The 11,360-nt window shown below is 64.1% G+C and carries 10 protein-coding genes; 7 read left to right on the plus strand and 3 right to left on the minus strand.

Annotation, left to right across the window (positions count from 1 at the left end):
• The first annotated feature begins 26 nt into the window (after positions 1-26).
• From waaF to ACSSU5_RS12510, 7 genes are read left to right on the plus strand one after another with little or no spacing between them, the layout of a single operon-like run.
• Positions 27-1,076 carry a lipopolysaccharide heptosyltransferase II gene (gene waaF / locus ACSSU5_RS12480; RefSeq protein WP_492561254.1) on the plus strand — a complete coding sequence of 350 codons (1,050 nt, stop codon included), beginning with the start codon at positions 27-29 and terminating at the stop codon, positions 1,074-1,076.
• Positions 1,077-2,135 (plus strand): lipopolysaccharide heptosyltransferase I, encoded by a 1,059-nt coding sequence (waaC, locus tag ACSSU5_RS12485; protein WP_264310624.1) that lies wholly within the window; start codon positions 1,077-1,079, stop codon positions 2,133-2,135. It begins immediately after the preceding gene.
• Positions 2,135-3,259 (plus strand): glycosyltransferase family 4 protein, encoded by a 1,125-nt coding sequence (locus tag ACSSU5_RS12490; protein WP_275748682.1) that lies wholly within the window; start codon positions 2,135-2,137, stop codon positions 3,257-3,259. The genes waaC and ACSSU5_RS12490 overlap by 1 nt, the downstream gene beginning before the upstream one ends.
• The gene (gene rfaP, locus ACSSU5_RS12495; RefSeq protein WP_492561255.1) at positions 3,256-4,062 is read left to right on the plus strand and encodes a lipopolysaccharide core heptose(I) kinase RfaP; all 807 of its coding nucleotides are present in this window, start codon (positions 3,256-3,258) and stop codon (positions 4,060-4,062) included. Before ACSSU5_RS12490 ends, rfaP begins: the two co-directional genes overlap by 4 nt.
• Positions 4,062-4,796, plus strand: a complete 735-nt coding sequence (locus tag ACSSU5_RS12500) for a lipopolysaccharide kinase InaA family protein (RefSeq protein ID WP_492561256.1) — start codon at positions 4,062-4,064, stop codon at positions 4,794-4,796. The genes rfaP and ACSSU5_RS12500 overlap by 1 nt, the downstream gene beginning before the upstream one ends.
• The gene (locus ACSSU5_RS12505) at positions 4,793-5,545 is read left to right on the plus strand and encodes a lipopolysaccharide kinase InaA family protein (protein WP_264310620.1); all 753 of its coding nucleotides are present in this window, start codon (positions 4,793-4,795) and stop codon (positions 5,543-5,545) included. Before ACSSU5_RS12500 ends, ACSSU5_RS12505 begins: the two co-directional genes overlap by 4 nt.
• Positions 5,545-6,987 carry a lipopolysaccharide kinase InaA family protein gene (locus tag ACSSU5_RS12510; RefSeq protein WP_264310619.1) on the plus strand — a complete coding sequence of 481 codons (1,443 nt, stop codon included), beginning with the start codon at positions 5,545-5,547 and terminating at the stop codon, positions 6,985-6,987. Before ACSSU5_RS12505 ends, ACSSU5_RS12510 begins: the two co-directional genes overlap by 1 nt.
• Here ACSSU5_RS12510 and ACSSU5_RS12515 read toward each other — a convergent pair.
• The 3 genes from ACSSU5_RS12515 to ACSSU5_RS12525 all read right to left on the minus strand — a co-directional run bounded on the left by ACSSU5_RS12515 (position 6,948) and on the right by ACSSU5_RS12525 (position 11,321).
• On the minus strand, positions 6,948-9,965 hold the full coding sequence (locus ACSSU5_RS12515; RefSeq protein WP_492561257.1) for a dermonecrotic toxin domain-containing protein: 3,018 nt from the start codon (positions 9,963-9,965) through the stop codon (positions 6,948-6,950). The two genes, ACSSU5_RS12510 and ACSSU5_RS12515, sit on opposite strands and share 40 nt — an antisense overlap.
• A 70-nt stretch (positions 9,966-10,035) precedes the next feature.
• Complete coding sequence (locus tag ACSSU5_RS12520) at positions 10,036-10,212, minus strand: hypothetical protein (protein WP_492561258.1); 177 nt, start codon at positions 10,210-10,212, stop codon at positions 10,036-10,038.
• A complete protein-coding gene (locus ACSSU5_RS12525) occupies positions 10,209-11,321 on the minus strand; it encodes a PepSY-associated TM helix domain-containing protein (protein ID WP_492561259.1) in 1,113 nt (370 codons plus the stop codon). The genes ACSSU5_RS12520 and ACSSU5_RS12525 overlap by 4 nt, the downstream gene beginning before the upstream one ends.
• Between the last annotated feature and the right edge of the window lie 39 nt (positions 11,322-11,360).

The following is an 11,360-nucleotide window of genomic DNA, read 5'->3' on the forward strand; positions in this document are numbered from 1 at the left end:
CCTCCCCGAGCGTTTCTGGACTAAGCATGAGAATACTGATCATTGGCCCCAGCTGGGTCGGCGACATGGTGATGGCGCAGACCCTGTTCCAGAGCCTGAAACAGCAGCACCCCGACTGCGTGATCGACGTGTTGGCGCCCGAGTGGAGCCGGCCGATCCTCGAGCGCATGCCCGAAGTGCGTCAAGCCTTGAGCTTCCCGCTCGGCCACGGCGCGCTGGAGCTGGCCACGCGTCGGCGCATCGGCAAGTCCCTGGCCGGCCAGTACGACCAGGCGATCCTGCTGCCCAACTCGCTGAAATCGGCGTTGGTGCCGTTCTTTGCCGGTATTCCCAAACGCACCGGCTGGCGCGGCGAGCTGCGTTTCGGCCTGCTCAACGACGTGCGCAAGCTGGACAAGGCCCGCTACCCGCTGATGATCGAGCGCTTCATGGCCCTGGCCTATGCGCCGGGCACCGAGCTGCCACAACCTTACCCACGCCCCAGCCTGCAGATCGAAACGCAAAGCCGTGACACCGCCCTGGCCAAATTCGGCCTGGTGCTGGACCGCCCCGTGCTGGCGCTGTGCCCCGGTGCCGAGTTTGGCGAGGCCAAACGCTGGCCGGCCGAGCACTACGCTGCCGTAGCGGAGGCGATGATTCGCCAGGGCTGGCAGGTGTGGTTGTTCGGCTCGAAGAGCGATCATCCGGTCGGTGAGCAGATCCGCGACCGGCTGATCCCCGGCTTGCGTGAAGAATCGTACAACCTGGCGGGTGAAACCTCGTTGGCCGAGGCCATCGACCTGATGTCCTGCGCCGATGCGGTGGTGTCCAACGACTCTGGCCTGATGCACGTGGCCGCCGCGCTGAATCGCCCGCTGGTCGCCGTCTATGGCTCGACCTCGCCGGGCTTCACGCCGCCGCTGGCCGAGCAGGTGGAAGTGGTACGCACCGGCATCGAATGCAGCCCCTGCTTCGACCGCACCTGCCGCTTCGGCCACTACAACTGCCTGCGCCTGCTCGACCCGCAAAAAGTCATCGCCGCCTTGCACAGCCTGGGTGGCCCGAACCTGATCGATACCGTGGCTGAGGTCGACTAAGTGCGGGTACTGATCATCAAGACCTCGTCGCTGGGTGATGTGATTCACACCTTGCCGGCGCTTACCGATGCGGCCCACGCGATCCCGGGCATCCGATTCGACTGGGTGGTGGAAGAAGGCTTCGCCGAAATCCCCAGCTGGCACCCAGCGGTCGACCAGGTGATCCCGGTGGCCATCCGGCGCTGGCGCAAGAATATCTGGCAGACCCTCAAGAGCGGCGAGTGGAAGGCGTTCAAGCAGCGCGTTCGCGCGCGCAAATATGACCTGGTGATCGATGCCCAGGGCCTGGTCAAGTCGGCCTGGCTGACCCGCTACGTCAAGGCACCGGTGGCCGGGTTGGACCGTTACTCGGCGCGCGAAGGGTTGGCCAGCCGCTTCTATGACCGCCCGCTGTCAGTCGCTGTTGGCCAGCACGCCGTTGAGCGCGTGCGGCAACTGTTCGCCATGGCCTTGGCCTACGACCTGCCGGAAGGCATCGGCAACTACGGCCTGGACCTGGACCGCCTGCAACTGCCGCCGGCCGCACCTTACGTGGTGTTCCTGCACGGCACCACCTGGGCCACCAAACACTGGCCCGAAGCCTACTGGCGCGAGCTGGCCGAGCGCATGGGCCGGCGCAAACTTGAGGTGCGCCTGCCGTGGGGCAACCCGGCCGAGAAGGCACGCGCCGAGCGCATCGCCCAGGGCTTGAACAATTGCCAGGTGCTCCCCAAATTGAACCTTGTCGGTGTCGCCCGTGTGCTGGCGGCGGCCAAGGCCTGCGTGGCAGTCGATACTGGCCTGGGCCACCTGGCCGCAGCCCTGGACGTGCCGACCATTTCACTGTTTGGCCCGACCAACCCTGGCCTGACCGGCGCCTATGGCCGCGCCCAGGTTCACCAGGCCAGCGATTTCCCCTGCGCACCCTGCTTGCAGAAAAAGTGCACCTACAAACCGAGCGCCGATGACCTGCGCCGGTTCGATCTCAAACGCGAGTGGCCGCTGTGCTTCACTCGCCTGAATCCCGAGCATGTGGCGAGCCGCTTGAGCGCGTTGCTGCTGGCTGAGGATGTTCGTTGATGCAACTGGCTTTCGTGCTTTACAAATATTTCCCCTTCGGCGGGCTGCAGCGCGACTTTATGCGCATTGCCCTGGAATGCCAGAAGCGGGGCCACCAGATCCGTGTGTACACGCTGATCTGGGAAGGTGACATTCCGCCTGGCTTCGAAGTGCTGGTGGCGCCGGTCAAGGCGCTGTTCAACCACCGCCGCAACGAGAAACTCAGCGCCTGGATGGAAGCCGACCTGGCCAAGCGCCCGGTTGACCGCCTGATCGGCTTCAACAAGATGCCGGGGCTGGACGTGTACTACGCCGCCGACGGCTGCTTCGAGGACAAGGCCCAGACCCTGCGTGGTGGCCTCTACAAACGCTGGGGCCGCTACCGGCACTTTGCCGAGTACGAGCGGGCGGTGTTCGCCAAGGACTCGAAAACCGAGGTGCTAATGATCTCGGAGGTGCAGCAACCGCTGTTCGTCAAACACTACGGCACCCCGGCAGAACGCTTCCACCTGCTGCCGCCGGGCATCTCCCAGGACCGCCGGGCCCCGGCCAATGCTGCCGAGATCCGCGCCGAGTTCCGCAAGGAATTCAACTTGGGCGACGATGACCTGCTGCTGGTGCAGATCGGTTCGGGCTTCAAGACCAAGGGTGTCGACCGTAGCCTCAAGGCGCTGGCCGCGCTGCCATCGGCCCTGCGCAAGCGTACCCGGTTGATGGTCATCGGCCAGGACGACCCCAAGGTGTTCCAGCTGCAAAGCGCCACCCTTGGTCTGGGCGACCAGGTGCAGTTCCTCAAGGGGCGTAGCGATATCCCGCGCTTCCTGCTGGGCGCCGATCTGCTGATCCACCCGGCTTACAACGAGAACACCGGTACCGTGCTGCTCGAAGCCCTGGTGGCAGGCTTGCCGGTGCTGGTTTCCAAGGTGTGTGGCTATGCCCACTACATCGCCGAAGCCGACAGTGGCCTGGTGCTGGACGAGCCGTTCGAGCAGGAACAGCTCAACGGCTACCTGCAACGCATGCTCGAAGACCCGCAGGCCCGTGCCGACTGGTCGCGCAATGGCCTGGCCTTTGCCGATACGGCCGACCTTTACAGCATGCCGCAGCATGCTGCCGACGTGATCCTGGGGCAGGAGACCGCATGAAGCTGATATTGGCCGAACCCTTCAAGCGCCTGTGGGCCGGGCGCGATGCCTTCGAGGCCGTGGAGGCGCTGCAAGGCGAGGTGTACCGCGAGCTGGAAGGGCGCCGCACGTTGCGCACCGAAGTCGAGGGCGAGGGCTTTTTCGTCAAGATCCACCGCGGCATCGGCTGGGGCGAGATCTTCAAGAACCTGTTCAGCGCCAAGCTGCCGGTGCTGGGTGCCGGCCAGGAATGGCAGGCCATCCAGCGCCTGCACGAAGTCGGCGTGCCGACCATGACCGCAGTCGCCTATGGTGAGCGCGGCAGCAACCCGGCCACCCAGCATTCGTTCATCGTCACCCAAGAGCTGGCGCCGACCGTCAGCCTGGAAGATTTCAGCATCAACTGGGTCAAGCAGCCGCCCGCGCCACGCCTCAAGCGCGCGCTGATCGCCGAAGTGGCGAAGATGACCGGCGGCATGCACCGCGCCGGGGTCAACCACCGCGACTGCTACATCTGCCACTTCCTGCTGCACACCGACCGGCCGGTGACGCCCGATGACTTCAGGCTGTCGGTCATTGACCTGCACCGCGCCCAGACCCGGGCAAAAATCAGCCGCCGCTGGCGTGACAAGGACCTGGCCGCGCTGTACTTCTCGGCGCTGGACATTGGCCTGACCCGGCGTGACAAACTGCGCTTCTTGCGTGGCTACTTCCAGCGCCCGTTGCGTCAGGTGCTTGCCGACGAAGCCGCGCTGCTGGCTTGGCTCGAACGCAAGGCGCAGAAACTGTATGACCGCAAACAACGCTATGGGGATGCACTCTGATGGCGGGTTGGACACTGGCGCCGGGCTATGAACACCTGGCGGCGGATTTCGGCAGCCTTGACGCAGTCTTTGCCCTTGAGGGCGAACGCCTGACCCGCGACCCGCTCAGCGAGGTCGTGCGTATCGAGCGTGAGGGTGTCAATTACTACGTCAAGCGTTACACCGGCGCCGGCAAACACATGCGCCGTTACCTCGGCCGCCCGCGCATCAAGGCCGAATGGCAAAACCTCAAGCAGTTCGACAAGTGGGGCATCCCCACTGCTGAAGTGGTCGCCTGGGGCCTGGAGCGCAATGGCCTGGCGTTCGGCCGCGGGGCGATGATCACCCGTGAGCTGCCGCGCACCGAAGACCTCTCGGCCTTGGCCGAACGCAAAGACCCTCGCCTGGCTGACCGGGCATGGGTCGACCATGTCAGCCGCCAACTGGCGCGTCACACCCGGGTCATGCACGAGCACCGTTTTGCCCACAACGACCTGAAGTGGCGCAACCTGCTGGTCGATGACCAGGGCACGCTATTCTTCATCGATTGCCCAACCGGCGACTTCTGGCGCGGCTTCATGTGGCGGCACCGGATGATCAAGGACTTGGCGTGCCTGGACAAGGTCGCCAAATACCACCTGTCGGCGACCCAGCGCCTGCGTTTTTACCTGCAATACCGCGGTCGCGACAGGCTCAATGCCCGCGACAAGAAGCGGATTCGCCAGGTGCTGAGCTTTTTCGAGGGAAGGGAATGACCGATTACCTGGCCGGCGCGGACCTCGCGCTGCTCAAACGCCATGGCTTGAACGACTTCGAGGCGCTGTGGGCACTTCAGCTCGATGCCGTGGACGAGCCCAACACCGGGCGTGGTGGCTGGAGCAGCGTGTTCCGCCTGGAGCTCGAAGGCAAAGGCTATTACCTCAAGCGCCAGAGCGACTACCTCACCCGTACCTTGCACAGGCCCTTTGGCGAGCCCACCTTTGCCCGCGAGTTCCGCAATATCAGCCGTTACCAGAAGCTGCATATTCCGGCCTTGCAGGCGGTGTTCTATGGCGAACGCAAGCAGGCCGGCCAGCACCGGGCGATCCTGATGACCCGCGCCCTGGACGCGTGGGCCGACCTGGACAGCCTGCTGGCCCAGTGGCCGCAGCTGGGCGATGGCGAACGCCAAGGCATCCTTGATGCCTGCGGCCAACTGGCGCGCACGCTGCACAGCGCCGGCCAGGTACATGGCTGCTTTTACCCCAAGCATATTTTCTTGCGCCAACGCCGCGAGGGTTGGGACGCGCAACTGATCGACCTGGAAAAGACCCGGCCGTTGCTGTTTGGCATGCGTGACCGCCTCAAGGACCTGGAGCCGTTGTTGCGGCGTGCCGGTGCCTGGAGCGAGGCGGATGTGCGTCACCTGCTGGCGGCCTATTTGGCGCAGCCGGCGGACAGCGCACTGGTCGACACCTGGCTGCAACGCCTGACGCAACGCCGTCGTGAAAAAGAGGCCCGCTGATGCGTTTGTCTGAATTGAAAGATGCCGGGCGCCACCCGTCATTACCCTTGAGCGTCACCCTGGCCGATGCCGCGGGTAGCGCCGATCTGCAAGTGCTCAGCCTGCTGCGCGTATTGCCCGGCCAGCGCTATGTTGGTGCCGGTGTCTGGCGGGGGACGCCGGTGCTGGCCAAGCTGCTGGTGGGTGGCAACGCTGCACGGCATTTTCAGCGTGAGCTGCAAGGCGTCAAGCTGTTGGCCGAGCAGGGCCTGACCACGCCGAAGCTGCTGGCCGATGGCCTGAAGGAAGGCGAGGGTGGCTGGTTGTTGTTCGCGTTTCTCGATGGCGCCGAAAGCCTGGCCGATGCCTGGGCCGAAGTGGAACACCTGCCGGTACTGGCTGACGAGCAGCATCTGGTGCTGGGCGAGGCGCTCACCGCAGTGGCGCAGATGCACGCCAAGGGCCTGTGGCAGGAAGACCTGCACCTGGACAACCTGCTGCGCCATAACGGCAAGCTGTACCTGATCGATGGCGCCGGCATCAAGGCCGAGACACCGGGCCAGCAGTTGTCGCGCCCGCGTGTGCTGGAAAACCTCGGGGTGTTCTTCGCCCAGTTGCCCAAGCGTCTGGAACCGTTCATCGAAGAGCTGCTGGTGCATTATTTGCTGGCCAATGGCGAGCACGCGTTGCCACTGGAAGCGCTGCAGAAGCAGGTGGACAAGGTGCGCAGCTGGCGCCAGAAGGACTACCTGGAAAAGGCCGGCCGTGAGTGCACGCTGTTCAGCGTCGAGCGCAGCCTCTCGGGCCTGCGGGCGATTCGTCGCGGTGAGGTCCAGGCCATGCTGCCGGTGCTGGAGCACGCTGACGAGCTGATCGACAAAGGCCACCTGTACAAGACCGGTGGCGCCGCCAGCGTGGCCCGCATCGACGTCGATGGCCGCCCGCTGGTGCTCAAGCGCTACAACATCAAAAACACCGCCCATTGGTTCAAACGCTTCTGGCGCCCGAGCCGTGCCTGGCACTCGTGGATCGAAGGCCACCGCCTGGAGTTCCTCGACATCGCCACGCCCAAACCCTTGGCAGTGCTGGAGCAGCGCGTCATGGGCCTGCGCAGCCGTGCGTATCTGGTCACCGAATACGTCGATGGCCCGGACCTGACCGCATGCTTTGCGCCCTATGTGGAAAACGGCGATGCGCCCGAGGAGCAGGTCGATGCGTTGGTGCATGTGATGCAGCAACTGATCCGCGAGCGTATCAGCCATGGCGACTTCAAGGGCCACAACCTGTTCTGGCACAACGGCCAATGGTCACTGATCGACCTGGATGCGATGTGCCAGCATGCCACCCAGCTCAGCTTCGCCCCGGCCTACGCCCGAGACCGTGCGCGGTTGCTGCGCAACTGGCCGCGTGACAGTGCCCTGCATCAACGGCTGGACCGACTGCTGCCGAGGCTGTCCGAGTAATCTGCCGGCAGCGCCAGCCAGTCGCTGCTGCGGCCGGTCTGGCGCACGCGGATGCGCCAGCCATCGTTCTGTTTGCGCAGCACTGCCCAGGCGGGCACCGCGCCGCGCAGGGCCTCAGGCAATATGAGGTGGTAGTGGCCTGCGAGCAGGTGACGGCGCACTGGGAGTTGATGCAGGCCCAGTTGCAGGTACAGCAGGGTGTTGTCGTCGTACAGGTTGCCATCGCCTTCGACAACGTCACCTTGCAGTCGTGCATCCAGGCGGCAGTCGTCCAGCAGCTGCTTGATGTCGGGCATCCCGTCATACCAGAGCGTCGGTGAGTCAACCACCCAGCTGCCATCCACGCGGCGTTTGATGGGCAGTTTCAGGTAGGCATTGGGCAGCTTCGGATCAATGGCGCGCCAGCGCGTACCGTCAAAGGTGACATTGAAATAACGGCCCAGATTGTCCTTCACGTAGTACTGGGACAGGCCGGCATTTGCCGTTTGCAGTTCGTAGACGGCCTCTTCGTGTGAAGCATCGATCCGGTAGCGCAGCTTGGCAACTTCGGGCCTGGCCTCATAATGCTTGGGCACGGGCACGGGCGGTGGTTTGGGCAGCCCCCGCATGACGCGCCGCATCAGCCCTGAACCCGCCATGTCGTTGAGGCCCGCAGTGGCATGCCCGAGCGCGGCGATGGCGTGATGCAGTGCGCGGCCGTGGTCGTCCTGATCGTAGGCTTCCAGGCCATCCCAGATCGAAATGCCCATGCGTCCGAACGCCAGAGCAATCGCGCCAGTCTGCGGCAGTACCAGTGTCACCATGTCCAGCAACAGCCTCAGTGCATTGACCGAATACTCACCGAGTAACTCCTCGTTGCTGCGGGTGACTGCATCGGTTTGCGCTATCAGGGAGTTGACCTCGGCCAGGTAAGCCGCTTCATACAGGTTGCCTGTAATGGTCTGCAGTTTGATGTGCGAGCCCAGGCGGCCTTTGAGCAGGAGTTTTTCGATGTCTTTCGGATTGCTCAGCGGTAACCGCTGAAGCACATAGCTGCGCAGATCCGCATCGGTGCGCACGGCGCGGATAAGCGCCCTTGCGTTCGTGTATTCACGCCAGGGGCGGCGGTCTGGCGCGTCGGGGCAGTAGGCCACAATGCGGTTCGAGTTTTCCGGTGAAACAAGTAGAAAAACACCGTGCAGGGTCTCTCCCTGGACCAGCAGTTGACGTGCAATCACCTGTTGCTCGTTGTAATGCGGGCGCGCATGGCTGTCGGGCGAGTGGATCACCGTGCTGGCCCAGCCATACCCTTGCTCGAACGTGTCCTTTTGAAAATGCCCGGCATAGCGTGCCTTGACCGCTTCGGCGTTCATGCGGGTGCGGTTGAGTTGGGTGTGCGCCCGTTTGCGCCACTCGCCGTGTGGTGAATCGAGCAGGTGCGTGCGCAGATAAGCCTGGTAGCCATTGCCGGCATTCAGGCGGCGAATGATCTGTTTGACGCGCAGCGGGGTGAGGGCGGGAAGCGGTTGGTTGTCGTCAAGGTGCACGCGTGCGGTTACCCAGTAATCGACATCGAACCAGGCGATGTTGAGCAGCGCCAGTTCGTCCAGCCGGTAGGTCTGCTTGACCAATTCGACAGTGCCGCCCACTTGGGGGCGACTGGCCACGGGGATATAGGCGCTGGTGTCGAGCGGGTTGAGGGAGGGGCCGATCTGGCGGGCCAGGGTCACGCTGACGTAGATGGCTTGGGGATCAGTGTCGATGCCTGGGTCGCGCTGCAGGAATTCGCTCAAACGTGCGCGCACCCAGGCCAGTAACGAATGCCGCTGGTTGAATTGCTCAAGGGTCAGAATGCCAGGCGCTGCCGCAGCTTCAATGGCAGCCACCTGCTCTTGCATGGCCTGCATGATATGCGCGACGCCTTGCAGTGAGGTTGAACGCAACCAGTTCGGCAGATGTTTTTCGAGCAACAGGCCGTAGCGGGTTGCCAGCAGGCCCTGGCTTGCGATGTCGGCGCGAAAGTCCCAGATGCTGGCCAGCGCCGTGTCGAGCTGTTCGACATTGCGTTGCAGGCCGCGCTTCCATGCCGCCAGCCAGGTGAGGGACAGGCGCTTGGTGTGAGCATCGCGAATGGCCATTGCCTGGGTCTGCACGATGTCTTCGGTGAACCAGTCATAGCGCAGCTGTTCGGCTCGGCAAGCGCGCAGTTGTTCATCAGGGTCGATCAACAGGCGGGTCAGTGGTTCGTGCTGGTGTGGGTCTTCAAGGCGCTCGCAAAGCTCCTCATGCAGTGCTGCGAGGCTGTCGAACGCTTCGACGCCACGTACAACGCTGTACAAGACCACTCGCCCGACTGGCGCTTGCGGCTCAAGCGGATGCCCCTCCGGGCCTTGCTCGGTCAAAATCAGTACACCTGGCAAGTAACTACGCCAATTGGGTGCCGTGCCGCTAAGCAGTGGGCGATACACCTGGGGGCGATGGGTTGTGGGCAAGTGACGGCGCTGCGAGGGGTGCGGGAATTCAAGGCAGGTGGTCAGCAGTAGGGCATGCTCTGCAGAGAGCGTCTCGTCGTGCCTGCGTAAGCGTATTTCGGTGAACAACTGATCGCGGCGCAAGGACGCCAGGCGCACCAGGCGGCTCAACCCCTTGCTGTCGCGCTCCAGCCAGTAGGCGGCCAGGTCGGCATGCAAGGCTTGGCGAACACTGGCGCAAAAGCGGCCGATACGAACACTGAAATCGCTCGGCAGGATGAGCTGCGGATAAGCATCGTGCCGGGGTTCGGCAGCGGGGGGGAGTTTGAAGGTACCGCCGTCAAACAGGTGAAAACCGACCAGGTCCAACAGGCGAAAGCGGCCAAAGTACAGGGTGCGAGCGGTAACAGCCTGGCCGGGGAAGAGCCCTGCCAGGCTCCGGTCGAGGCTATGTTCCACACCCTGCAAGGGGGGCAGCAGCGCTTTAAGTTGGCTGTCCAGTGACTGCAGTTGCAGCAGCGGTGTCATGGTTCATCTCCGGTTAAGGGGCGGACCATGCTGCACCGCTGCTGCCAGCTGCCAGTGTTAGCCGGCTACCTCAGCGCCCCCATAAGCCGCGCATTACCAGCCATGCCGGAACGCCCAGCCCGACCCAGGACAACCCGTCCCACCCACCGTCGCCAAGCAATGCCGCGAACAGGCCGAGTGCGCTCAGTACGGCGATCAGTACTGGCCAGGCAAAAATACGCCGCGTCGATCGCGAGGTGTGGCTCATGCCTTGGCCTCCCGTGGTTTGCGCTGCTTGCCCCACCACAGGTACAGGCCGCTGCCGAGCACGATGAGGGTCAACACGTCGAGCACCGCCCAAAGGATTTGCATGGGGCGCCCGCCGTAGTCACCAAAGTGCAGCGGCTGCGACAGGCCCATGGCGTCCATGTACCACGGCCGCTCGCCGACAGCGGTCACCTGCAGGGTCTGGGCATCGATCAGCACCGGGGTGAGCAGGTGCGAGGTCAGGTGCGTGGCGCCTTTCATGAACACCGCGTAGTGGTGCTCGCTGGAGAAGCGCGTGCCGGGGAAGGCGATGAAGTCCGGGCGCATGCCGGGCGCGGCCTGCTCGGCGATGGCCAGCAGGCGGCTGGCCGGGGCGCGTTCGGTGAGCGGTGGGGCGTCACGGTAGGGGGCGACCATGGCGGCCAGGCTGTCGTTGCGCCAGGCGGCGATGACCAGGTCGGACAGCGCACTGATCACCCCGGTGACACCGACAGTCAGCGCCCAGGCCAGGGTCACCACGCCGATCAGGTTGTGCAGGTCGAGCCAGCGCAGGCGGCGGGACTTGTCGTGGCGCACGGTGGCGAACTTCAGGCGGCGCATGAACGGCGCATAGAGCACGGTGCCGGAGATGATCGCCACGACAAACAGCACGCCCATGAAGGCCAGCAGCAGCTTGCCAGGCAGCCCGGCGAACATGTCCACATGCAGGCGCAGCATGACCATCATGAAGCCGCCGTTTGCAGCCGGCATGGCGACGGCTTCGCCGGTGCGGGCATCGAGCATGAAGGTGTGCGACGCATTGGGTTCGGTGCCGGCGGTCGCGGCTGTGATTGCCACCACGCCGTTGCGTTCGTCCTCGTCATAGCCAAAGTACTGCATCACCTCGCCGGGGCGGTGTTGTTCGGCCTTGAGCACCAGCTGCTGCAGGTCGAGGTGCGGGGTGCCTGCGGGCATCTCGCGCAGTTCGGGAGCGTCACCGAGCAGGTGTTCCAGCTCGTGGTGGAAGATCAGCGGCAGGCCGGTGAGGGCCAGCAACAGCAGGAACAGAGTACAGACCAGGCTGCTCCAGGTGTGGACCACGGACCAGCGGCGGATGGTTGAGCTTTTCATCACGGAATCGTTTTTATGTTTGAGAAGCATTGGGGCCGC

The organism is Pseudomonas sp. E1MeOHC2 (genome assembly GCF_058745025.1).